The organism is Bifidobacterium sp. KRGSERBCFTRI (genome assembly GCF_025908335.1).
Genome location: NZ_CP109653.1, coordinates 558854 through 584440, shown reverse-complemented (window position 1 = coordinate 584440; position 25587 = coordinate 558854). Strand labels below are relative to the sequence as shown.

Here is a 25587-nt window from a genome sequence, read left to right as displayed (position 1 = left end):
AATGGCCAACGAGCAGCGCTCACTCCGCCTTGAGCGTCGGCTTCTTCGTGCGCGAGCGCAACGCGGCGTTCACCGGAACCTCCACGCCCAACGGCAACGAGAACACATGGGCCGGATTGTTCACCATCGGCACCTCGTTGCCGTCGGCGTCGCGTATGCCGCCGTCCGGTACGACGTACTCGAGCGGCGCGCGCCCGGGCAGCAGGAACTCGACGAGCTGGCCCGGTTCCATCTTGTTACGGCTCATGATCGTCACGCGACCGCCCTCCTCGGGACTCCACGAGAGCACCTCGCCCACCACGAGCCAATCGCGGAAGTATGCGCTGCGATCGGTGTTCTGCGTCACCTTCTGCTCCGGGTAGTAGAAACCGGTGCTGTAATCGCGGTGCGCCACCTTGTACGGCTCCTCCATGAGCCATTGCGGCAACTCCACATGCGGTGCCGGTCGCACAGGTGCATGCCGCCATCCGTCGTCGGACTCCTCCACGAGCTGCCCCTGGCGCTTGAGACCGGTTCTGCGCGCCTGGCGGTTCGAGATCCCGCCGGCCTCGCCTTCGTCGTTCGCGCTGTCCCAGTTCGGCATGCCGGCGAACGCGGCGTCGGCATTGAGCATGATCGTGTCGCGTGCGGAATCTGCAAACCCTTCCTCACCGGCGCGCACCACACGGTCATGGAACGGCTTGAGCTCGTTGCCCGCTTCGTCTTCGAACCCGCGCTGCACCATGTATTCGTTCACCGCGGTCTTGTACGCGTTCGTCATCGCAGCCACATAGTACGCGGACTTCGAGCGCCCTTCGATCTTCAACGACGTCGCCCCCGAATCGATCAGATCGTCGAGATGCGCCATCATGTTCATGTCCTGCGAATTGAACAGATACGTGCCTTGCGCGGTCTCCTCCACCGGGAACACCTGCCCGGGCCGCTTCTCCTCGACGAGCGAGTATTTCCAACGGCACGGCTGTGCGCATTCGCCATGATTGCCGTCGCGGCCGGTCAGGTAGTTCGAGATGAGGCAGCGCCCGGAGAACGCCATGCACATCGACCCGTGCACGAACGTCTCGATGTCTAAGTCGTCGGGAATGTTCGCGCGAATGTCGCGCACCGCCTGCAAATCCATCTCGCGCGCGAGCACCACGCGACGCGCACCGAGGTCATGCAATGCATTCGCCGCCAGGTAATTCGTCACACCGGCCTGCGTGCTCACATGCAGTTCGAGTTCGGGCGCGATCCTATGCGCGAGCATCATGACGCCGATGTCGGTGACGATCAGCGCGTCCACGCCGGTGGTGCGCAGATCTTCGATGTACCGTTCTATCGCCGTGATCTCGTTGTTGCGCGGCAGAATGTTGAGCGTGACATAGACGCGCGCGCCGCGCTCATGCGCATACGCGGCGCCCTCGCGGAAGTCGTCGAGGCTCAGATTGCGCGGCGCCGAACGCATGCCGAACGACTTGCCGCCGCAATACACGGCGTCGGCGCCGTAATCGACGGCGGTCTTCAACCCGCGCAGATTGCCTGCCGGCGCGAGCACCTCTGGTTTGCCACGACGTTTCATGCCACCACACTTCGCTTGGATTCACGGGAATGCAGACCACATGGGATATGCAGACCACACAGTATAGCGGGCGGCACAGCCATGCCCCGTCTCTGGGAACATTCCGTATGCCGTGCCGTCTCCAGACCGTTCCGCGACCCATTTCACGGAACCTTCCTAACAACCGACCGCAAAGAGGGGGCATCTGCGGCACATCACACGGATGCTTCCGCGAAACGAACCACAACGAGACATCAAAACGGCACGCCACACGGAAATTCCGCGCAACGTGCCGCATGACCTATGCCGAACCTATGCCGGGCGCCCGGACTCAGCCGAGCTTGGCGAGCTCCTCCGGCGTGAGTTCGAGATCGCCGGCCTTGAGCGAGTCGAGTATCGTGGCGGGGCGGTGCGCACCCGGAATCACGAACACGTGGCTTCCCTTGGCGAGCTCCCACGCGAGCACGACCTGCTGGTAGCTCACGCCATGCGCTTCGGCCACCTCGCGGAACGGGTCGAACTTCGACTCGTCCTTCGGCTTGCGGAAGCCGCCGAGCGGGCTCCAGCACACGAAGCTCAGCCCCACCTTGCCGCAGTAGTCGAGTGTGTCGGCTGTCTCGGTGTAGATCGGCGAGAACTGGTTCTGCACGGCGATCAGCGAGTCGCCGAGAATCTCGCGCGCAATGTCGATCTGCTCGATGGACGCGTTCGAAATGCCGATCTCGCGCGCGATGCCCATGGAGCGAATCTCCTTCATCGCCTCGCATGATTCGCCGTACGGGATCTTCGGGTCGGGGCGGTGGAAGTACAGCAGGTCGATCATGTCGACACCGAGTTCGAATGCGCTCTGCTTGGCGCGTTTGATCAGGTTCTCCGGGCTGCCGTCCACATCCCAGGTGGGTTTGCCGTCGGTGAAGTTGCGGAAGTGCCCCACCTTGGTGGCCACGAGCACTTCGTCACGCGGACCGTCCCAGCTGGCGAGCGCCTCGCGCACGAGCTTCTCGCCGGTCTGCTCCTCGCCTCCGGAGCAGTAGTACGCCCATGCCGTGTCAATCTGGCGGCAACCCGCATCGAGTGCGGCGTGAATGGTCTCCACACCCATCTTTGGCCCCAGATTGTTCTCGATCGTCAGCGGCATCTCGCCCAAGCCTATGGCCGTGGTGTCAAACGGGCCCAGATTCCTATGCAATACCATGCTGCTCCTTATCTGCTACCGGTGTTTCCTTACATGGTATGCGCGCGCGGGAACAGACTGCGCCTCACCTCCGACACACCCGGGCATGCTGGCGGCGAACATGACGGCGTGCCGTGTGGGAAATCTCACACTCCCGACAGCCGCGCATCCACACTCCGCGCGCAACACGCGTTGAAACACGCACGCAGCGGGCGCTTTGTGGCGTTCCTCACACACCGAAACACTAGATGTAGTGGTTCACTGCAAACTCAAACACAAGGTATTGTTTTTGGCAGACGTACCCACCCATGCACAGCGGAAGGAACCGAATGCACATCACCATCTATTCGAAACCGAACTGCCCGCAGTGTGCGGCCACCAAACGCGCGTTCGACAGACTCGGCGCCCCCTACACCGTCGTCGACATCACCACCGACCCGGTCGCGCTCGCCACACTGCAGGAAGCCGGTTTCCGTCAGGCGCCGGTAGTGTTCGTGGACTCGGACTTCTGGACCGGCTACCGCCCCGACAGAATTCGCGATGTCGCACGCAGACTGCAGACGGTCTCCTCAGCGAGCGGCGTGCTCGCATGAGCGCCGTTGTCTACTTCTCGTCGGCGTCGCGCAACACCGAACGGTTCGTGGAACACTGCGATTTCCCCTCGTGCGGCGTCAACGTGTTCCGCATACCGCTGCAGCCCAATGCGGCACCGCTCAACGTGCGCGAACCGTACATCATCATCGTGCCCACCTATGGCGGCGGCGATGCGCGCAAAGCGGTGCCCCCGCAAGTCAAGCGCTTCCTCAACGACCCCGCGAACCGCGAGTGGATCCGCGGGGTGATCGCCTCCGGCAACACGAACTTCGGGGAGGCGTACGCGGCCGCCGGCCCCATCATCTCCCGCAAATGCCATGTGCCGCTCATGTACCGCTTCGAACTCATGGGCACCCGGGAAGACGTCCATGCCGTGCGCGAGGGCGTCCGCCGCTTCTTCTCCGATACCCCCACCGACTGAAAGACCGCAATGACCGCAGACTACCATTCCCTCAATGCCATGCTGAACCTCTACGACGAGGACGGCAACATCCAGTTCGACAAGGACCACGAGGCCGTGGATGCCTTCCTCGCCGAACACGTGGCCCCGCGCATGATCCGTTTCGAAAGCACCCGCGAACGCCTGCGCTATCTGGTGGACCACCACTACTACGAATACGACGTGTTCAGCAAATACTCCCCCGAGTTCCTCGACGCGTTCTATGCGCATGCCGACGCATTGCCGCACCGTTTCGAGACGTTCCTGGGCGCGTTCAAGTTCTACCGCTCCTACGCGTTGAAGACCTTCGACGGCGAGCATTACCTGGAGGACTTCCCGCAGCGCGCGGCCGCCGTCTCGCTCGCGCTGGCCGACGGCGACGAGCCGATGGCCATGCGCACGCTGGACGAGATCGTGCTCGGCCGGTTCCAGCCGGCCACGCCCACGTTTCTCAACCTCGGCAAAGCGCAGCGCGGCGAGCCGGTCAGCTGCTTTCTGGTCCGCATTGAAGACAATATGGAGTCGATCTCACGCGGCATCAACGCGGCGCTCCAGCTGAGCAAACGCGGCGGCGGCGTGGCATTGCTGCTGAGCAATCTGCGGGAGGAGGGCGCGCCGATCAAGCACATCGAGAACCAGTCGAGCGGAGTCGTCCCCGTGATGAAACTGCTCGAGGACTCGTTCAGCTATGCGAACCAGCTCGGCGCTCGCCAAGGTGCCGGCGCGGTGTATCTGCACGCGCATCACCCCGACATCCTGAAGTTCCTCGACACCAAGCGCGAGAACGCGGACGAGAAGATCCGCATCAAATCGCTCGCGCTCGGCGTGGTGATCCCCGACATCACGTTCGAGTTGGCGAAGCGCCGCGAGAAGATGGCATTGTTCAGCCCGTACGACGTGGAGCGCGTGTACGGCGTGCCGTTCGCGGATGTCAATGTCACTGCAAAATACGAGGAGATGCTTGCAGACGACCGCATTCGCAAGACCTTCATCGACGCGCGCGAGTTCTTCACCACGCTCGCCGAGATCCAATTCGAATCCGGCTACCCGTACCTGCTGTTCGAAGACACGGCGAATGCGGCGAATCCGATTGACGGGCGCATCACGATGAGCAATCTGTGCTCGGAAATTCTGCAGGTGCAGGAACCGAGCACGTACTACGAAGACCTGAGCTATGCGCATGTCGGCCGTGACGTGAGCTGCAATCTCGGTTCGCTCAACATTGCGCGCGCGATGGACGCCGGGCTCGCCGGTCCGGTGGAGACGGCGATTCGCGCGCTCACCGCGGTCTCGCAGCACACGCATATCGGCGCGGTGCCCTCGATCGCCCGCGCGAACGAGGAGGGGCATGCCATCGGGCTTGGTCAGATGAATCTGCACGGCTTCCTCGCCCGCGAAGGCATACGGTACGGTTCACCGGAAGCGCTCGATTTCACAAACATGTATTTTGAGACGGTCGCGTTCCACGCCTACCGCGCCTCGCATGCCCTCGCCGTCGAGAACGGCCACGCGTTCGCGCGCTTCGCCGACTCCGCGTACGCCAGGCAGCCCAGCGACGGTAATTACTTCGACAAGTATCTCGACGGCTCCCTCGACACCGAACCGCGTACCGGGACCGTGCGCGCACTGTTCGAACGCTTCGGTGTGCGGATTCCCACCGCACGCGACTGGCGCGAACTGCAGGGCGAGATTCTGCGCGACGGCATCTACAATCAGTATCTGCAGGCGGTGCCGCCCACCGGATCGATCTCGTACATCAACCATGCCACGAGTTCGATCCACCCGATCGCCTCGAAGATCGAGATTCGCAAGGAAGGCAAGATCGGCCGCATGTATTACCCGGCGCCATACATGACGAACGACAACCTCGACCTGTACGACGACGCCTACGAAATCGGATGGAAAGCGATCGTCGACACCTACGCCGAGGCCACGCCGCATGTGGACCAGGGACTCTCGCTCACGCTGTTCTTCCCCGACACGGTGACGACGCGCGACCTGAACAAAGCGCAGATCTATGCGTGGCGCAAGGGGATCAAGACGCTCTATTACATACGCATCCGCCAGCAGGCGCTCGAAGGCACCGAAGTCGCCGGCTGCGTCAGCTGCATGCTCTGACGGGCACGCATTCGCCGAAATTTATTGAAAGGATCTGTCATGCCAAAACTCATCGACCGCGTTACCGCCATCAACTGGAACCGATTGGATGACGAGAAGGACCTGGAGGTCTGGGATCGTCTCACCGGCAATTTCTGGCTGCCCGAGAAAGTGCCGGTTTCGAATGACATTCCGGATTGGCGGCAGATGAGCGACGCCGAGCACACGCTCACGATGCGCGTGTTCACCGGGCTCACGCTGCTCGACACGATCCAGGGCACTGTGGGCGCCGTGAGCCTGATTCCCGACGCGCTCACCCCGCACGAGGAGGCCGTGTACACGAACATCGCGTTCATGGAGAGCGTGCATGCGAAGAGCTATTCGTCGATCTTCTCCACGCTGTGCTCCACACGCGAGATCGACGAGGCCTTCGACTGGAGCGAAAAGAACCCGCACCTGCAGCGCAAGGCGCAGATTGTGCTCGACTACTACGAGGGAGACGACCCGCTGAAGCGCAAGGTGGCGTCGACGCTGCTCGAATCGTTCCTGTTCTACTCCGGCTTCTACCTGCCCATGTACTTCTCGAGCCATGCGAAGCTGACGAACACGGCCGACGTGATCCGACTGATCATTCGCGACGAGGCCGTGCATGGCTACTACATCGGCTACAAATACCAGAAAGGCCTCGAGATGGCGAGCGACGCCAAGCGCGCTGAGATGGAGACCTACACCTACGATCTGCTGAACGAGCTGTACGAGAACGAGGTCGAGTACACGCACTCGCTCTACGACGAGGTAGGGTTGTCCGACGACGTGGAGAAGTTCCTGCACTACAACGCGAACAAGGCGTTGATGAACCTCGGCTACCCGGCCCTGTTCCCGAGCGAGATCTGCGACGTGAACCCGGCGATCCTGGCCGCGCTCTCGCCGAATGCCGACGAGAACCACGACTTCTTCTCGGGTTCCGGCAGCTCCTACGTCATGGGCAGGGCCGAGGAGACCGACGACGACGATTGGGACTTCTAACGGCCGCCGAATGAGCCGCCGCCCGAACCACCGCCGGAGCCGCCGAAACCGCCGCCACCGAACGAGCCGCCCGAACCGGAGCTTGACGAAGGGGCCGCGGAACGGATTGTGGACTGAATCGACGAGAAGCCCGAATTGAGCTGCGTGCCGATGTCCACGAATCCGCCGGCGAAACCACCAAACGAGCCGGTGCCGTTGGCGAGCGCATTGCCAATGCCCGAACCGACGATCGTCGACGGTCTGGTGGACCAGTAGAGCAGGCCGAGATTCGAGGCGTTCGAATCGAGCCAATCCTGATCGGCGACCTGCGGGTAGGCGGCGGCCAGCTGCCGCAGCGCCTTCTTCGAGATGCCGAATGCCGTCGCATACACGAGGTAGCGGTCCCACAACGTCAGGTCGAGCACGCCGCGGTCGCTGAACTCACTGAAGTCCTCGAGGTATTTGGCCAGCCCTCGCACCTGCCCTGCATACTGCTGGCCGGAATCGGTGATGCCGGTGGTGGTGCAGTAGACGAGCGCGAACAGGCACAGCACGGTGATCGGCAGGCTGATGCACAATGCGAGTGCAAAATTATGCTCCGCCGCAATGAAGTAGAACGCGCTTGCAATGCCGACGATGATGCCGAGGATGCCGCAGGTCACCGCCGCCGTGCCGACGGATCTGGTGGCGTGCAGCGATTCGAGTTCGGCCTTGCAGGCCGCATTGAACTTCTCGATCGCCTTGTATCCGTTCGTCCATTTCCTGAACGCCTTGTTCATCTGCCTGAGGTCGAACACCGGCGAGTGGATGCGCTTGTACGCCTCCATCAGAATGCCGAGCAGACGTTCCTCCGAACCGCATAGGTTCAGCTCCTCATGATGCTCGGCCAGCGCGCGCGGCATGATCACAATCGTGCTCGTCTTCATGAGCTCCTTCTCGCTCGCCCCATTCGACGAAAGCATCTGCGCGAGACCGGCCGAGTTGGCGCGCGACATGTCGATGCCACGGTAGAGTTCGGCCTTGCCCGGATACACGGCGATTGCCCCCTTGCTCACCAGCGACATCATGGTCGACGCCATCTCGCGGTTCGCGAGTGTCACCCCACCATTGCGCACGCCCATCACGATGTCGTAGAGCTGGGCCGCCGCCGCAGGGCTCATATTGGGCGGCTCACGCCAGTATTCGATGTTGCCCTTGTATTTGGCCGCATCCACGCTGCGAATGGCGGAACGTATGCCGAAGAACGCGAGCAGCGCACCTGCCACCGCAATGGCAACCCACAGCACGATGCGCAGCTGTGCATTCCGGCGTTGCCGCTCATGCCATTCGCGCTCCTGACGGGCCTCGTCGTCGAGCGTCCACTGCTTCGTGTCTTCGTCCACATGACGTGTCACACCATGCATGTGGTTGGCGCCGATCATCGCCACGAGGTCGAGGTACTGCCCGGATCTGACGTTGTAGGCGGTGAACTTGAGCCCGTTGGCCGTTCGCTCCGTGCTTGAGTTGCCGCTGTAATGGAGCCATGCCCACGAGTCGCTCCTCGTCACGCCTGCGGGGAACTCCACGGTCGTCGTCATCACGCCGATCGGCGTCTGGTTCTTCGCACCGAAGGGCTCCCACTGGAATTTCGCGACGTCGTTGTAGGCGGTCGTCACGCCCTCCCATGTCATGTCGATCTGGAATCGCTTGCTGCTGGACGATTGTGTGGCTGGGATGTTCCAACCTATCTCCACCGTCTTCGTCACCACACCATCACTGCCGCTTGAGGCGAGACCGTCGGTCAATGGTTCATAGGGCTTCGGGTTCGTGTCGCCGTCGGTGACATCGGCTATGTACCAGCGTCTGGCGAACTTCTCGTTCCAGGTGGAGTTCGAGATGCCGGAGGGCGACTGCGGTTCGGTCTGCGTGTATTCCTCCCCCGAGGTGAGGTTCTTCACGCTGATGTTCGTGATGTTGGTCAGATTCGACGACCTGAGCGTGTACTGCTGGTACAGCTGTTTCCACGGCTTCGGATTGTCATCTTCGTCCTTGCGGGAGTCGAGCTTGACGTCGACGGTCTCGCGGATGCGCAGATCGCCGTTGTCTTCCACCCGCACATTGTAGTCGAGCGCACGGTAGCTCAGATCCGAATTGTTGGCGTCGGTGGCCACGAAGTAGCCGAGGAGCAGCGTCGCCACAATGATGATGCAGCTGATGGTGAATGAGCTGAAAACGGAGCGTGAGAGTTTCTTCATCGATGTCCTTGCATCGCACGCGAAGCGCGCAGAGTATACGAACGCCCCGCGTATACGGCCATGCGCATACGCGGGGCGCGGGAACTCAGAACTTGACTTGCGGGACCGAGCGATCGGCCTCGTCCGCGGCGAAATACTGGGCCGGCTGGAAGTGGAACATGCCGGCGATGATGTTCGTGGGCACCTGCATGATGCGGTTGTTGTACTTGAGCACGGTGTCGTTGTAGAACTGGCGGCCATAGGCGATCTTGTCTTCGAGGCTGGCGAGGCGTCCCTGCAGGTCGAGGAAGTTCTGGTTCGCCTTGAGGTCCGGGTATGCTTCGACAATCGCCCGCAGATTCACCATCGCGTTGGTGAGTGCCTGCTCGGCTGCAGCGCGCTGCTCGAGCGTGGAATTTGGGTTGTTCGCGACTTCCACGACGCCGGCGCGTGCTTTCGTCACCTGTTCGAACACGGTCGACTCATGCGTGGCGTACCCTTTCACGACCTCCACGAGATTCGGAATGAGATCCGCACGCTGCTTGAGTAGCACATCCACCTGCGCCCAGCTGTTGCCAACCCGGTTGCGCATGCCGATGAGACTGTTGTACATGCCGATGACCCAGATTGTCAGCACGAGAATGATTGCAATCACAATCAGCGCGATAATCCAACCGCTCATATCTTCTCCTTCCATGCGCCCGGTGCGCACGCAATGGCACGATTATCGCATTTCACCATACCCTCACATAATCGGTGTCCAGCTCATGAGAGGCTTTGCGGATCACGCCCATCAGCATGGCTGCGAATGTCCGGATTCCCCGACACCACATAGATGTCTGTCCGTCTCGACACATGGATGGAAGGCGCCCGGATATGACAAAGGGAGGATCGGCATTGCCGGATCCTCCCTTATGCAAACACGCTATCTAAATCGATCCAGTCGATTCAGAACGCCCGGATGTTCGGCTCAGTCGTCGAACGGATCGAAGTCGCGGCGCACACGACGACGCGGACGCTCGTGGCGCACCTCACGTCCCTCGCGGTATTCGTCGTAGTTCTCATCGGCGACATAGCGCGGATTGCGATCATCATTGCGGCGACGGCGCGGACGGTCATCGTCGTAGTCACGGCGACGGTCGGAGCGGCGCGGACGATCATCGTAATCGCGATCGTCATCGTAGTCACGGTGTGAGCGGCGACGCGGACGATCATCGTAATCACGGTCATCGTCGTAGTCACGGCGACGGCGCGGACGGTCGTCGTAGTCACGGTCACGGTCGTCGGAACGGCGGCGCGGACGGTCGTCACGGCGGCGGTCGTCGGAATGACGGCGGTCATCACGGCGCGGACGGTCGTCGGAACGGCGTCCACCGGCATTGTTCTCCTGGTTCTCGAAGCCCGGGATGGCCAGGGAGATCTTGCCGCGGTCGTCGACGCCCTGCACCACGACCTCCACGGAATCGCCTTCCTTGAGCACGTCCTCGACGGCGTCGATGCGCTGGCCATCGGCGAGGTTGCGAATCTGCGAGATGTGCAGCAGGCCATCGATGCCCGGCGTCAGGTTGACGAAGGCGCCGAACGACGTGGTCTTCACCACGGTGCCCTTGTAGGTCTCGCCGGCCTGCGGCACGTGCGGGTTGGCGATCTCGTCGATGATCTGCTTCGCCTTCTCGGCGGCCTCGCCACCTTCGGAGGAGATGTAGACGGTGCCGTCGTCTTCGATCGCGATCTCGGCGCCGGTGTCTTCCTGGATCTGGTTGATCATCTTGCCCTTCGGGCCAATGACCTCGCCGATCTTGTCCACCGGGACGGTGGTGGTGATGATGCGCGGTGCGAACGGGCTCATCTCGGCCGGGCCGTCGATGCACTCGTTGATCACCTCGAGAATGGTCTTGCGTGCTTCATGGGCCTGCTTGAGCGCACCGGCAAGCACGTCGGCCGGAATGCCGTCGAGCTTGGTGTCGAGCTGCAGGGCGGTGATGAAGTCGGCGGTGCCGGCGACCTTGAAGTCCATGTCGCCGAAGGCGTCTTCGGCACCGAGAATGTCGGTGAGCGTCTTGTAGATGTGCTGGCCGTCCACGTCACCGGAGACCAGACCCATCGCGATGCCGGCCACCGGTGCCTTGAGCGGCACGCCGGCTGCGAGCAGCGACAGCGTTGAGGCGCACACAGAACCCATAGAGGTGGAACCGTTGGATCCGATGGCCTCGGAGACCTGGCGGATGGCGTACGGGAACTCCTCACGGCTGGGAAGCACCGGCACGATGGCCTTCTCGGCGAGGGCGCCGTGGCCGATTTCGCGGCGCTTCGGGGAGCCGACGCGACCGGTCTCGCCGGTCGAATACGGCGGCATCTCGTAGTTGTGCATATAGCGCTTGGTGGTCGGGCCCGACAGGGCGTCGATCTGCTGCTCCATCTTGAGCATGTTGAGCGTGGTGATGCCCAGAATCTGGGTTTCGCCGCGCTGGAACAGGGCGGAGCCATGCACGCGGGGCACCACGTCGATCTCGGCGGAGAGCGTGCGGATGTCACGCAGGCCACGGCCGTCGATGCGGTAGTCCTGCGTGAGGATGCGACGGCGCACGATCTGGCGCTGCAGCTCCTTGAACGCGTTGCCGATCTCCTTGTCTTTCTCCATCTCGTCCATGTCGGTGAACTCGACGGACAGCGTGTCCTTGACGCGCTGCTTGATCTCGGCGATGCGCTCCTGACGCGGCAGCTTCTCGGCGATCGACAGCGCCTCATCTAGGTCGGCGTGCGCGATCTCGTCGATGCGGTTGTACAGGTCGTCAGTGTACTCCGGGAACAGCGTGAACTCGCGGGTCTCCTTGGCGGCGAGGCGCTTGAGCTCGTTCTGTGCATCGCACAGCACCTTGATGAACGGCTTGGCGGCCTCCAGACCGCCGGCCACGACCTCTTCATCCGGCTTCTGCTGGCCTTCGTCATAAATGAGGTTCCATGCGTTCTTGCCGGCACCGGCCTCGATCATGGCGATGGCGACGTCGCCGCTTTCGACCACACGACCGGCCACCACGATCTCGAACACGGCGCGCTCACGTTCGCTCCAACGCGGGAACGCGACCCACTGGCCGTCGATCAGGGCGAGCCGCACGCCACCGACCGGGCCGGTGAACGGCAGGCCGGAGATGAGCGTGGAGGCGGAGGCCGCGTTCAGGGCGAGCACGTCGTAGGAATCCTCCGGGTTCACGGCGAGCACGGTCTCCACGACCTGCACCTCGTTGCGCAGCGTGTGCGGGAAGAGCGGGCGTAGCGGACGGTCGATAATGCGGCAAGCCAGAATGGCCTCGGAGCTCGGGCGGCCTTCACGGCGGAAGAACGAGCCGGGGATCTTGCCGGCCGCGTACATCTTCTCCTCCACGTCCACGGTGAGCGGGAAGAAGTCGTAGTTCTCCTTCGGGCTGGAGCCGGCGGTCGTGGTGGAAAGCACCATCGAATCGTCGTCGAGGTAGGCGGCCACGGCGCCGTCCGCCTGCCGGGCGAGCCGTCCGGTCTCGAAGCGCACCGTGCGCCTGCCGAACGAACCATTGTCAATTACGGCTTCAACAGCCTTGATTTCGGGACCCTCCATAGGGTTCCTCCTTTAGTTATTTTTTCTTTACCTACATACATTCAGGCGCGCAAGCATCCACGCACCCACGGGCGTATCCCGCATCGCCGGTACCCTGCCGGCGAACATGCCGATTGCGCCGTCCCGGCGCATTCTCACCAACTTCAGATTGTATACCGCCTCCCGCGCGCCCCCGCGTGGGTTCTCTCACGAATTAAGCGATGTCGCAGGCGGCCACGTCATCTTCCGCATGCGCTCCCAGCATTCCACGGCAATCCGGCAATCCACGAACCCATTTGCGGATTGCCGGGTACGAACCGAATACAAAAAGGCCCGAACTCCGGCAGAGCTCGGGCACAAGACTAGCGGCGCAGGCCGAGACGCTCGATCAGGGAGCGGTAACGCTCGATGTCGACCTTCTTCAGGTAGTCGAGAAGACGACGACGATCGCCGACCATGAGCAGCAGACCGCGACGGGAGTGGTGATCGTGCTTGTGGAACTTCAGGTGCTCGGTGAGATCGGCAATGCGCTTGGTGAGCAGTGCGATCTGGACCTCCGGGGAGCCCGTGTCACCCTCATGGGTAGCGTACTTAGCGATGATGTCCTGCTTTTCTTCAGCCGTCAGTGCCACGGCATCCTCCTTGTAACTGCGCGGTGCCACCGACCTCATGCCGGAGCGCTCTCTATCCGCGGGCGAAACACGCCAATCGACCATTCTACGCACTGGAGCGGACGATGGACATCCTCACGCACACCACAGCCTCAGGCGACCATGATGCGGCCTTTTTGTTCGCCCACGACGTACGCGACCGACACACCAGCTTTTGACGATATCTGCGCTTCATATACTCAGAGTCATTTACCGCCCCGCATTCGCGGAATCTGTGCGGGGCGGCGTCACACCCGCGTCACAGACGCATGAGAGAGGAGAAGAGGAAATGGGAATCTGCACGAAGATCGGCATCGTCGGCATGGGTCACGTCGGCGCGCACGTGGCGAACAGCCTGGTGTTGCAGGGCATCGCGGACGAACTGTACATGACCGAGATCTGCTCGGGCGAGCGCGACCGCAGCAAGAAACTCGCCGCCGAAGTGCAGGACCTCGGCGATTCGCTCGCATTCTGCCCGCACAATGTGGCGCTGCACAACTGCGGCGACGACTACGCGCAGCTCGCGCAGTGCGATGTGATCGTGAACTGCGCCGGCGACGTCTCGCTGTCGTCCAAGGACCGCGACGGCGAGCTCTTCTTCACCACCGACACGGCGAAGACGTTCATCAAGACGATCGCGGACGCCGGATTCCACGGCATCTGGATCACGATCGCGAACCCCTGCGACGTGGTGGCCACTGAAATCTGGAAGGAATCGGGCATGGATCCGCGGCGCATCATCGGCACCGGCACCGCGCTCGATTCGAGCAGACTCAAGTATGTGCTGTCGCGCGTCACCGGCTACGACCAGCATTCGATCACCGCATACATGCTCGGCGAGCACGGCAACAGCCAGTTCGCCGCATGGAGCAATGTGTATTTCGGTGGCAAGCCGCTCTCCCAGCTTGCCATGGAGCAGCCGGAGCGCTTCGCCTTCGACTACGCCGAGCTCGAGGCCGAGGCGCGCAAGGGCGGATATGTCACGTACGCCGGCAAGCACTGCACCGAGTTCGCGGTGGCCGACGCCGCGTGCAGACTCGTGCGCGCGGTCATCTCGAACGAGCATTACATCACCGCATGCTCCACGCTGCTCACCGGCGAATATGGCGAGGAGGGCTTCTTCATCTCACTGCCGTGCGTGGTGGGCGCCGACGGCGTGGAGGAGGTCATGCGCCTCGATCTGTCCGACGCGGAGATCGACGAATTCCGCAAGAGCTGCGCACACGTGAAAGAGAACCTTGCGCGCACGCATATTCTATGATCCGACTTCGTCCGCGTCCTCGGTTCCCCTTGGTGTCCTCTTGGTGAGACAAACCAGGTACGGCAACCGGGTGTGCTATGCGACGGCCATGAATCCGCCGCAGAACAGAATCGCGAGCGCGGCCAGCTCGAAGACGAGGAACATGATGAACGAGACCCACACATGGGTGAGCACGTTGAGCGGCGAATCCTTGCGGATCATGACGAGCAGACCGACCCACACGATCGCGAACACGGCGAGCGCGAGCGCCGACGCGATGACGCCCAGATTCGCCGCATTCGCCACATAGGCATGACTGCCGTAGATCACGTACGTGGAGCTCCAGAAGTTCAGTTTGAACAGCGAGAGGCCGCCTATGAACTGTTCGAGCGAGAGGAAGACGATGAACGAGCCGAACCATGCCATGCGGCGGTTGTCCACGATCATCATGATGAGCGAGACGAAGATCATCGTGGTCACGCCCCAGCTCACCAGAGCGATGCCGTAGGACGTGAAGTGGCCGAGCTGCTCGATCACGCGGGCGGTGCTGTGCACGGCGAACGAGCGCCCCACCCAGAACGGTGCGATGAGCGCGGCGAGCACGAGCACGATTGACACGGTCCACTTCACCGGGTTCGACTGCTTGCGTTCGATGTCGGCCAGCGAGATGTCAGATTCCGGTATCGTCGCCTCGGGGTGCTTCGAGACGATGTTCTGGGCCATCACGCCCGCGCTGCTCGGCGTCGTCGGTGTGGCGGCAGGCTCGGATCGGAGCCTGGCGATCTCCTGCTGCTCGGAATCCGGCATGCGTGCCCTCCCCGTTCGTGCTGCTGCATATTCTGCCATATAGCGAAAATGGCTGGATTCACATCCAGCCATTTCGAGTGGAGCGGATGACGGGAATCGAACCCGCGTAATCAGTTTGGAAGACTGAGGCTCTACCATTGAGCTACATCCGCGTGTGCCGAGGCAACGTTGCCATTATACACAACCCTCCCCCCGCAGGCAATCCACGGCGGTCACTCCCGCATGTCGAGCACGGCTACCGCCGATGCGATGCCGCCGTCGTGCGAAATCGACACGTGCCAGACCGGCTCAGCGCTTTCCGTCACTGCCAGCGAGCGGCACAGCTCGACATGGACTTCCGCTGCCATGACGACGCGTGGGCACCCTGTGGCGTCGTCGACGATCTCGATGCGCGACCATGGCGTGTCGTCCACCGTGTATGGGCGCTCGGTGATTCCACGGCCGACGAGTGCCTCGCACCACGCCTTGACCACAGACTCCTTCGCCGCCCACTTCGCCGCCAGATGCAACGCCTCGCCGTCGTGCTTGATCGACGCGCGCAGACTCGCCTGCCGGCACTCGCGCGCGGAGAAGAGCCGCGTCATACGCGTGCCTGGCATCTCGAGCTGTTCCGCGAACGCGCCGACGTCGACCACATCGTGCCCCAGACCGAGCATCATCGTCACCTCCACCCTCGCTGCGCTCTGGCTGCAGATTACCCGACCATCTTCGCGAGGGTCTTTCGTGTTCGCCGAGACATTGGCGAACACACTGATTATCCACGAATGCCGCAGATTTCGTCCTCCACGCGGGAATCTGCGCCGCTATGGCGAAACTCATGGCATTGTTCCGTCATAGTGGCGGATCATTGCGGGCAGATTCGCGCATGTGCGGCGAAATCCGCGTGAACCGTCAGGCGAAGTACCCATCGGCGCCGAGACGCGCGTCCGGGTCGAGCAGCATGGCCTTCTCCACCTCGTGCGCGTCGTAGCCGCGGCCGTCTTCGTGGAAGCGGCGGTTGTCGATCGGCTCGTAGAGTGCCGCCCGGCCCATCATGCCCTCCTCGAAGTGGCGGCGGCCCGCTGCCAGACGCTCGTTGGCGCGTGCACGCCAGGCCTTGAGGGCCTCGACGCCGGCGGTGTGCTCGACGGCGGCCTCGAAGGCGCCCGGGTGCACAATGGCCGTGAAGCCGCTCACGTGGCCGAAGCCGAGCGATGTGGCCAACGCCGCCTTCACCGTGTGGCGCGAACCGATGTGCAGTGGCTCGCGCAGCCACACCATGAGGTCGTCACGCTCGAGCTTAGGGTCGACGCATTCGAGCGAGGCATTCGCCGGGATCACACCGCTTTTGAACAGTTGGGTGATGCCGTTGACCTGGAAGATGCACGCACCGCCCTTCGCGTGGCCGGTGAGCGACTTCTGCGAGATCACGAACAGCGGATTGCCGTCCTCGCGGCCTATGGCGTGGGCCAGCGTGTTGTGCAGCTCGGACTCGTTGGGGTCGTTCGCGTTCGTGGAGGTGTCGTGCTTCGACACGACGGTGATGTCGTCGGGGTCGACTCCGAGCCGTGCCAGGTCACGCACGAGCTTCGACGAGCGGCCACCCATGCCGGCGGCCAGGGCGCCGAGACCGGGTGCCGGGATCGAGGTGTGCGCGCCGTCGGCGTACGAATGCACGAATCCGACCACGCCGGCGACCGGCAGGCCCAGACGTAAGGCGATGTCGCCGCGGGTGAGCAGGATCGTGCCGCCGCCCTGCGATTCCACGAACCCTCCGCGGCGACGGTCGTTCGCCCGCGAGAAGAAGCGTGGCGCAATGCCTTTGTCGAGCATCTCCTGCGAATTGGCGGTGGCGTTCATGTTGCCGAAGCCGATCACCGATTCCACGCCGATGTCGTCGATCGCACCGGTCACCACGAAGTCGGCCTTGCCGAGCGCGATCTTGTCTGCGCCCTCCTCGAGCGAGACGGCCGCCGTGGCGCATGCCGAGACCGGCTGCACCATGTTGCCGTAGCCGCCGATGTAGCTTTGCATCACATGCGCGGCGACCACGTTCGGCAATGCCTCCTGCAGAATGTCGGTGGGGATCTCGTGGTTCAGGAACCGGTCGAGATAGAGTTTGCGCATGCTCGACATGCCGCCGAAGCCCGTGCCCTGCGTGGAGGCGACCATCGACGGGTGCACGGCCTCGAGAATCTCCGCTGGCGTGAATCCTGCCGACAGGTAGGCGTCCACTGTGGTGACGATGTTCCACAGAGCGATCTCGTCCACATCGCCCACCATGGAGGCCGGGATGCCCCACTTGAGCGGGTCGAAGCCGTCGGGGAACTGGCCGCCCACCGTGCGCGTCATCGCGGCGCGGCGCGGCACGCGGATCATGGATCCGGCATGGCGGGTGACGTTCCACTCGCCGCTCTCCCCGTCCTGAGCCAGGCTCGTGTGCTCGGGGTCCATCGCCACGTATTCGTCGGCGATCTGGCGCGTCGGCACACCGAAGGTCACGTCGTGGTCGAGGTAGACCTCGGCCTCCTCCTCGTCGGTGCCGCTGCGGTAGTCCGACCCCATGCCGGTTTCGAACGGCCGCACGCCGGACTTCGCCACGACCTCGTCATGGTAGCGTTCCGCGATGTCGGTTTCGGGGACCAGATTGCCGTCGGTGTCGTACCAGCCCGGCTTCGGCGAATCCTGCCAGCTGAGCAGGCCCATGTTCCATGCCAGTTCGAGCACCGCGCCCGCCGAGAGGTCGACCTCGCCGTCCGCATGGATGCCGAGCTCGGCTTCTGCACGGGTGCGACCGGATCCCCATGGGCCCAGTTCGCCGATCGAGACGATGACGATCTCGTCCTCCGGCTTCGCGCTTACGCGCTCCCATTCGGCGAGGTCGACGGCGGCCTGATGCGGCACGCGGGGGCTCGGCAATGCCTTGATCGGCGCGTCCGCTTCGGTTTCCGACGTCTCCTCCGCCGCGTCAGGAGCCGCATCGGCGAGGGCCTGCGCACGCAGGGCCTTGATGTCGATCGGCTCGGAGCCAAGGCCGCCGGTCAGGTCGACGTCGAGCGGCGCCACCTGCGCCTGCTCACGCGCGGCCGCCGTGGTGAGCTTGAGCAGTTCCTCGGCGATCTGTTCGGTGGAATAGGTTTTCAGACCGTGCCGCTCCACAACTTCGACGAGCGGGTCGTTGCCGCCCATGAGACCGGTGCCGCGCACCCAGCCGATCTTCGGATGGGCGAAGGTGACGCGATTCGACCACACCTGTTCGCTGCGCGCACGGTTGACGATGGCGTCGAAGGCGCTCTTCACCTCGCCGTACGCGCCGTCGCCGCCGAACACGCCACGGTTCGGCGAACCCGGGAGCACCACATGGAGCTTGTGCTGCACGTCGGTGTCGGCGCCGATCGCCGCGAATCCGGCGATCGCACGTTCCACGCCCCACAGCATCAGGCGCGCCTGCGATTCGAACAATGCACCCGAATCGGCCAGCGAACCGTGCACCGGCGGCGCGGCGAACGGGAAGAACAGGCTCGGCTCGTATGCGGGCTTGAGCACCGTGGTGGTGGCACCGCTCGTCTTCTTCTGCACGTGGCCCACCCAGTTCACGAGCGCATCCACATCGCGGTAGCTCGACAGATTCGCCGGCACGAGCCACAGCTTGGCATCGCCCTGTGCATGCTCGCGGTAGGTGCGCTGCGCCCACGCCTTGACGCTCGGCTTGAAGCTGTGCGAGGTCGCGATTACCGTGGCGCCCTCTGCGAGCAGACCGTTCACCACCTGTGCCGCGATCGAGTTCGGGGCGACGCCGGTGACCACCGCCACTTCGCCGTCATATTCAAGGTGTGCAGATTGCGTGGATTCCATGGCCTGCTGTGCGATACGCTCGTACTGCTCGGCAAGCGCGCTGCCCGCGGACTGCTGGGCATACCATGCCGCCTGCCGGGCCACTGCCGCGCCCGCACCGGTGAAATCGCCGGCGATCGCGTCGGTTTCCCCGTTGTAGTAGGCGCGTGCGAGGTCCTCACGGGCGGAGGCCCAACGGTCGTCGAAGAGAATGGCCTGGCGCTCGTCGAAGCGCGGGGCCACCTGTGCCGGCCAGTCGGAGCCGAGTTCGGCCTCCACCGTGGCCACGATGGCGGCATTCTCGTCTTCCGCCTCCACCGCGTTCGGTTCGGCGAGACCGAGCTGGCCCAGCACGAAACGCGCGGTGGCGGCGAGCACACCGTCGGAACCGGTGACGGACTGCGCGTAGGCGTCGAGGGCAGCCGAATCGACCACGCCACCGGACGCGCCACCGGCGCTCGGCATGGCCACCTGCACGCTGTGTGCCGCGGCCACGGCCTGCACGGCCGCATCGATCAATGCGTTCGCAGCCGCCGCATTGGACGCCGCATCGGTGCCCAGCGTGGCGAGGTCGCCGCCACGGGAGCTGGTGCCCTCACGGGTGGCGAGCACGAGCTGGCCCACCACATGGTTGGCCCAGCCTTCGCCGAGCTGCCAGGTCTCGGTCACGCGCTTGGTGATCTGCGGCAGCTTGACGCCGGCGGCACCGAAGAGACTGCGTACGCGGTCACGTACGATGTCGGAAAGCACCGGGCCGAATGCCTTGTAATTCGGCGCAACCTTGTCTACCAACGCATTGAGGTCGCGAATGCTCGCCTCGGCGGCGCCGTCCACACTGGCCACGCCGAGCTCGGAGCTGATGTCCATGAGCAGCTGGTTGCGACGCGAGGAGACGCCATTGGTGAGCGTGTCGGTCGTGTCGTTCTCGCCGATCTGCTCCGGACGCACCTTGGCGGCGTAGGAGAGCAGCATCTCGATGGCGTCATGGGCACGGTAGTCGAGGTCCGGCACATTGGCGCCGGAAACACCGCCCGCAGGTGCCACGGGTGCCACGGGCTCGGCGGTTTCCACGACGACGCTCGCGGAGGCGTTCGCTGCGGCGACGGCCTGCGCAGGGGCGGCCGGGTCGGCCGCAGGGGTCCGCACATCGTCGACCTCGGGCACGAGCGAGTCGGAATCGGTCATATACACGCGTCCTTCGTCGCGGCCCACGTTGTACACGGTCACATGGCGGCGGGAGAACTCCGGCAGACGCAACGTCTTCGAGGCAAGATTCGCAAGCGTGGGCGCATTGCCCAGACCCACTTCGACAATCTCCTCGACGCCCAAGCCTCCCTGTTCGGCCGAACCGAACAGCAGCGCCTGCGTTTCGATCCAGCGCACCGGCGAGGCGAACTGCCAGGAGAGCAGCTCGGTGAGCAGCAGACGGCCGAGCTTCTGGTCGTCGGCGGCATAGGAATCCCACACGGCGTCGTCGGCCAATGCGGCGGCGATGCGCTCGCTGGGCACCACGTCGAGAATCTTCTGCGCGAACTCCTTCGTCATCTCGAACGGCGCGGCCACGAGATTCGGAATGTAGAGCCCTTCGAGCGCGCCACGGTAGTCGATCTCGGCGGGAAGCAGCGCGTCGAGCTTGTCGCGGAACTCGGGCACACCCTTGCGCAGCAGCGTCGAATGGAACGGCACATCGATGCCGGGCACGAGAATGAACGCCGGCTTGCCGCCATATTCGGCCACGCGCCGAGCGGAATCCGCCTGGAGCGCCTTGAGGCCTGCGATCGTGCCGGCAATGGCGTACTGCTGGCCGGCGAGATTGTAGTTGACGATCTCGAGGAACTCGCCGCTCGCCTTGGCCACCGACTCCACGTATTCCTTCACATGCGCGTCGTCCACGCCGAACTGGTTGGGCCTGAGGGCGCCCATGCGGTAGTTCGAACGGCCCTGCGCGTCACGGTCGATCAGGTGGTGCATGGTGGAGCCGCGGTGGAACACGAGTTCGAGCACGGTCTCCAGCGGGATCACATGGGCGAAGGAGCTCAGCGCGTTGTATTCGCCGAGTGAATGGCCGGCGAAGTACGACGGGCGAATGTCTGCCCCCGCCTCCTGCATGCGTGCGGTCTGCGCGAACGCAACAGTGGCGAGCGCGACCTGTGTGAACTGGGTGAGATTGAGCAGGCCCTCCGGGTGACGGTAGGTGACGCCGTTGGCGGTGAGTTCCTTCGGATTGTCACGCACGACGGCGAGAATCGAGAACCCGAGGCGCTCGCGGGTGAGCCTGTCCGCGCGCTCCCATACGTCGCGGGCGGCCGGCGACTTGGCACGCTCGTCAAGCACCATGCCCTGCTGCTGAATGCCCTGACCGGGATATACGAACGCGCTGATCGGCGCACGGGCGATCGCCGTGGCACGCGAGACGATGCTGCCGTCGATGCGGCAGGTCACCTCGAGCACGAGGCCGGCGTGCGCCACACGGCCGATGCGTTCGATGGAGATCTCCACCTCGTCGTCGAGCTGCACCATGCCGTACATGTTGTAGGTCCAGCCTGCGATCTCGTAGTGCGCACCCTGCTCGTCGAGCGCCTGCACGGCGTGCTGGGCGGTGGCGGAGAGCCACATGCCGTGCACGAGCGGCTGCGTCAGGCCGCTGATCGCCGCGCCACGGTGCGAGGTGTGGATCGGGTTGAAATCACCCGAAGTGCGGGCGAACGCGGTCATCTCATGGGGTGCCCTGACGTTCACGCGACGCAGCATGCGGCGTGGCGTGGAGACAATCTGCTCATCGATGCCGCCGAAGTCGGGTGCCGCGGCCGGCAGGGCGTCGTTGTAGGCACGGCCGCGAATGGCGAATCGTTCGGTTTCGTTGGCCAACACGGTGCCGTCGGCGGCCGTATGCCGCACATGGATGGTGACGACGCGTCCGCTGGCGGATTCGAAGTAGGGTTCGGCCCAGCCCGTCAGCGAGATTTCCTCGCCGGTATGTGCGAGGAGCTCGTCCTCGCTCACCTCGAGCTCGATGAGATGGTCGAGATGGACGGCGTTGAGCAGGCCCTCGATCACCGGGTACCCGTCCACCATGACGGAGCCGAGCGCCGCATAGATGGCCGGCCATGCCGGTCCCACGAGTGCGTCGGGCGCGATGCGGGACGGCGTGAGATCCATTGGCAGTGCGCCACCGGTGGCCGCCTCGTGGTCGAAGCCGAGGTTGGCGGAGAGCGTGTAGCCCGCATGCGCCTGGCCGAACGGGAAGGTCTCGGTGTCGGCCACCTCGGTGATCTGCGGCATCGCCTCGAGTTTGTCGCCGGTGATGGCGGTGTTGCCGATGCCGGCGGTGTCGGCGAGCATGCGGTACACGTGTTCGGGCAGGCGTTCACGGTCGACCACCGGGATCATGCCGGTGGCGTCGAGCGTCACGTTGAGCGGAATGACGATGTCGCGCACGGCGTGCTTGGAAAGGCCGCCGTCCGGGTCGTCGTCCCAGAACGTGTCGAGGTGGATGTCGAGGTCGAACTGTTCCACGCCGGCCTGCTCGTCGCGGCCGAGGTGCTTCAGTTCGTAGTTCGCGTCGCCGCGGGCGGTGCCGAAGGCCGGGTTGGCCATCTGGTGGCCGATCCACGAGATGTTCGGGCTGCGGCGAATGAAGTCCTCGGCGTCCTCGCAGTCGGCAAGCAATGCGAAGCGATCGGTCCGGGAAGCCGCGTTGGACGCCACGCGCGCGGTCATCGCATCGCTGAAGCGGCCCAGAATGTCGGCGACGGGCTCGTCCACGGTGGTGATGCCGGCCACCGAGATCGGGCCGGGGATGATGCGCACGGAGTCTGCGGAATAGCGCGGATCCTCGCTCTGCCACAGCTGGTCCTGCCCCCACCAGCGCAACAGGTCGTTGTCGATGGCCGGCACGAACGGCATTGGCTTGGGGTATTCGCGTACGAGTTCGATGAACCACGCCTCGTCGGTGGGCACCACCTTGAGTTCGCCCATCTGCGGGTAGGCCTCCACCAATGCGGCGAGTGCGGCGAACGGATCGGACTCCACGTCGGCGCGCGTGGAGAACATCGGCGTGAACTCGCCCTGTTCGAGGTCAATCACACGTGCTTCGATGCGCTGCAGCAGGTGCAGGTAGCGGTCCGCATACGTGCCGTCGGCCCACGGGAACGAGAGTTCGGCGAACCGACGTGCCCAATCCTCGTAGGTCATGCCGCTCAGGTCGCCGAAATAGGGCTTGGCGGTCTCGTTCAGGGCGTCGATGATCTCCTGGCGGCGGCTTTCGAGCTCCTCCGGGTGCTTCATCACGCGCACGAGCAGGCGGCCGCAGCGGGCCGATGCGTTCTCGAGTTCGTAAATGTCGGCGTGCAAATGGCTCAGGCCGCTGGAAACGCCGCCCACGGCCTTGCCGCTCGGCACCCAGGCCTCGCCGAGCGGGGCAAACACGTCGGCTGCGGCGTCGGAACCGGCGTCGGCAATACCCGGCGTCGCGACGAGCAGCTGCTTGACCTCCGGCGACGTGTGCGCCTCCTTGGCGGTCATGACCGCGGTGCCGACGAGCACGCCGTCCACCGGCATGAGCGGATGGTCGTAACGTGTGGACCATTCGCCCGAGATATAGTCGGCGGCGCGTTCCGGGGTGCCGATGCCGCCGCCGACGACGAGCACGAGATTGCTCTGCTCGCGCACTTGGGCATACGTGTTGAGCAGCAGGTCGTCAAGCGACTCCCAGCTGTGGTGGCCCCCGGCGGAGCCGCCTTCGACCTGCACGAGAATGTTCGCGGGCGCAACCGCCTTGGCGATGCGCACCACCTGGCGAATCTGGTCCACGGTGCCCGGCTTGAAGCACACATACGGGAACCCCTCGGCGTTGAGCTCCTTCACCAGAGCCACCGCCTCGTCGGGCTCGGGGATGCCGGCGGAGATGACCACGCCGTCGATCGGGGCGCCCGAGGCACGCTTCTTCGGCACGATGCGGGAGGTGCCGAACTGCAGATTCCACAGGTAGCGGTCCATGAACATCGCATTGAATTCCACGGTGCGGCCTTCGTCGAGCTGCTCCTCGAGCTCGGCCACATGGCGGTCGAACACGTCGGCGGTCACCTGGCCGCCGCCCGCGAGCTCGGCCCAGTAGCCGGCATTGGCCGCCGCGGCCACGATCTCGGGGTCCACGGTGGTGGGCGTCATGCCGGCGAGCAGCACCGGCGGCTTGCCGGTCAGGCGGGTGAACGCGGTCTCGATGCGCTCGCCCTGCAGGGTCCGCACCACCTGCGGAACGTACTGCGTCCAATCCTGCATGCGGGCGGGGGCGTCGGTCTCCGTGGCAAGCTTGGCGCGGTCGGCAACGTTCGCCGCCTCCACAACACCCACGCCGGTGCCTTCGGCCACTGTGCCGAACAGCTTGGCGAGCGTGGTGCCGGGACCGAGATCCACGGCCCACAACGTGCGCGGATCGTTCTCCTTGAACAGATTCGCCACCTGCGCGCTCCAATCCACCTGATTGACGAGCACCTCGCCGGCGAGCACACGGGCACGGGCCACGTCGATGCCGCATTCCTCGGCCCAGGCCACCGTCTGCTCGACGGCCTGTTCCATGATCGGGCTGTGGAACGGCAGCGTCACCTCGAGGTATTCGAGCACCGGGTCGAACACGCTGCCGCCACGCACCTTCTCGGCGCGCAGCTGCGCCTGGTGCTTGTGCTCCTTGGCCACTTCGACGGCGAAGGAGGCGAGGTCCTGCGGGTGGCCGGAGAGCACGACGTGGTTCGCGGAATTGATCACGGCCACGGCGATCGGCCCGCGGGCGTCGTCCACGCGGCGAATGAGCTCGTCGGCCTGGGCCGGCAGAATGCCCTTCACCGAGAGCATCGGCGTGGCGTCACCGTACTTGCGCACCAAGCCGTGGGCGCGGGCCTCGCGGGTGCCTGCCGCGCCGATGAGTGCGGCGATGGCGAGAATCTCGTCGATCTGCGGGCGTGCGGCTTCGATCGAGCCGGCGTCGATGATGGCCTGCGCCATATGCACGCCGAGAATGCCCTGCGAATGGCCGAGCAAGGCCACCGGATTCGCACTGGCCAGCGTGTAGCCGAGCTGGTCGAGGTCGAGCAGGGCGCCGAGCTGTGCGAGCGCGATGCCTTCGATGCTGGCGGTGGCATCGGCTGCGGGGCCGAGCTTGGCCGGGTTCGCTTCGAAGGAGAACAGATCGGTCTCACGGCCGGTCGTCGCCAGCAATTGCGCCGAAACCGGGGTGAGCAGGTCGTGGGCGGCAGCCACGTGGTCGATGAGCCGCTGTGCCAGCTCTGGATCGTCCATGAGCTGCTTGACGGCCACGACCCATGGCGTGGACTGGCCGGCGAACATAAGGGCGTGTGGCTCCGAATTGAGTCGGTTCACAAAGAATTCCGGGGTGCTCATACTGCTGTCTCTCATTTCTTGTGTGGGTATGAATTACGGATGGGTTCTGCGGAT

General features: G+C 64.2%; 14 protein-coding genes and 1 tRNA gene. 5 read left to right on the top strand and 10 right to left on the bottom strand.

Annotation, left to right across the window (positions count from 1 at the left end):
* Positions 1–19 precede the first annotated feature (19 nt).
* Together OGI63_RS02325 and OGI63_RS02320 are read right to left on the bottom strand one after the other, a co-directional pair.
* Entirely contained in the window at positions 20–1555 is a 1536-nt protein-coding gene (locus tag OGI63_RS02325) for a peptidase U32 family protein (protein WP_004268481.1), read from the bottom strand.
* Positions 1556–1865: 310 nt separating this feature from the next.
* Positions 1866–2729 carry an aldo/keto reductase gene (locus OGI63_RS02320; RefSeq protein WP_004268479.1) on the bottom strand — a complete coding sequence of 288 codons (864 nt, stop codon included), beginning with the start codon at positions 2727–2729 and terminating at the stop codon, positions 1866–1868.
* Positions 2730–3037: 308 nt separating this feature from the next.
* On the opposite strand from OGI63_RS02320, the gene OGI63_RS02315 reads away from it, so the two are divergent.
* The 4 genes from OGI63_RS02315 to nrdF are packed head-to-tail and all read left to right on the top strand — an operon-like array spanning position 3038 to position 6864.
* Entirely contained in the window at positions 3038–3301 is a 264-nt protein-coding gene (locus OGI63_RS02315) for a glutaredoxin family protein (RefSeq protein ID WP_004268477.1), read from the top strand.
* Positions 3298–3723 carry a class Ib ribonucleoside-diphosphate reductase assembly flavoprotein NrdI gene (gene nrdI / locus OGI63_RS02310; protein WP_004268475.1) on the top strand — a complete coding sequence of 142 codons (426 nt, stop codon included), beginning with the start codon at positions 3298–3300 and terminating at the stop codon, positions 3721–3723. Before OGI63_RS02315 ends, nrdI begins: the two co-directional genes overlap by 4 nt.
* 9 nt (positions 3724–3732) lie before the next feature.
* The gene (gene nrdE, locus OGI63_RS02305; RefSeq protein ID WP_012619692.1) at positions 3733–5859 is read left to right on the top strand and encodes a class 1b ribonucleoside-diphosphate reductase subunit alpha; all 2127 of its coding nucleotides are present in this window, start codon (positions 3733–3735) and stop codon (positions 5857–5859) included.
* Positions 5860–5898: 39 nt separating this feature from the next.
* Positions 5899–6864 (top strand): class 1b ribonucleoside-diphosphate reductase subunit beta, encoded by a 966-nt coding sequence (nrdF, locus tag OGI63_RS02300; protein ID WP_004268473.1) that lies wholly within the window; start codon positions 5899–5901, stop codon positions 6862–6864.
* On the opposite strand, the gene OGI63_RS02295 is transcribed toward nrdF, so the two are convergent.
* From OGI63_RS02295 to rpsO, 4 genes are all read right to left on the bottom strand, one after another.
* Positions 6861–9077, bottom strand: a complete 2217-nt coding sequence (locus OGI63_RS02295; RefSeq protein ID WP_004268471.1) for a DUF2207 domain-containing protein — start codon at positions 9075–9077, stop codon at positions 6861–6863. The genes nrdF and OGI63_RS02295 overlap by 4 nt on opposite strands.
* An 85-nt stretch (positions 9078–9162) precedes the next feature.
* On the bottom strand, positions 9163–9738 hold the full coding sequence (locus tag OGI63_RS02290; protein ID WP_004268470.1) for a LemA family protein: 576 nt from the start codon (positions 9736–9738) through the stop codon (positions 9163–9165).
* Positions 9739–10026: 288 nt separating this feature from the next.
* The gene (locus OGI63_RS02285; protein WP_004268467.1) at positions 10027–12648 is read right to left on the bottom strand and encodes a polyribonucleotide nucleotidyltransferase; all 2622 of its coding nucleotides are present in this window, start codon (positions 12646–12648) and stop codon (positions 10027–10029) included.
* A 341-nt stretch (positions 12649–12989) separates the two neighbouring features.
* The gene (gene rpsO, locus OGI63_RS02280; RefSeq protein ID WP_004268464.1) at positions 12990–13259 is read right to left on the bottom strand and encodes a 30S ribosomal protein S15; all 270 of its coding nucleotides are present in this window, start codon (positions 13257–13259) and stop codon (positions 12990–12992) included.
* Positions 13260–13566: 307 nt separating this feature from the next.
* Here rpsO and OGI63_RS02275 point away from each other — a divergent pair, with 307 nt between their 5' ends.
* Positions 13567–14538 (top strand): lactate/malate family dehydrogenase, encoded by a 972-nt coding sequence (locus OGI63_RS02275; RefSeq protein ID WP_004268463.1) that lies wholly within the window; start codon positions 13567–13569, stop codon positions 14536–14538.
* Positions 14539–14613: 75 nt separating this feature from the next.
* On the opposite strand, the gene OGI63_RS02270 is transcribed toward OGI63_RS02275, so the two are convergent.
* The 4 genes from OGI63_RS02270 to OGI63_RS02255 form a co-directional block, all read right to left on the bottom strand.
* A complete protein-coding gene (locus OGI63_RS02270; RefSeq protein ID WP_004268460.1) occupies positions 14614–15324 on the bottom strand; it encodes a hypothetical protein in 711 nt (236 codons plus the stop codon).
* 78 nt (positions 15325–15402) lie between these two features.
* Positions 15403–15476: transfer RNA gene (locus tag OGI63_RS02265), tRNA-Gly, on the bottom strand.
* A gap of 60 nt (positions 15477–15536) precedes the next feature.
* Entirely contained in the window at positions 15537–15983 is a 447-nt protein-coding gene (locus OGI63_RS02260) for a holo-ACP synthase (protein ID WP_004268458.1), read from the bottom strand.
* Between the two features lie 232 nt (positions 15984–16215).
* Positions 16216–25533 carry a type I polyketide synthase gene (locus tag OGI63_RS02255; protein ID WP_004268448.1) on the bottom strand — a complete coding sequence of 3106 codons (9318 nt, stop codon included), beginning with the start codon at positions 25531–25533 and terminating at the stop codon, positions 16216–16218.
* Between the last annotated feature and the right edge of the window lie 54 nt (positions 25534–25587).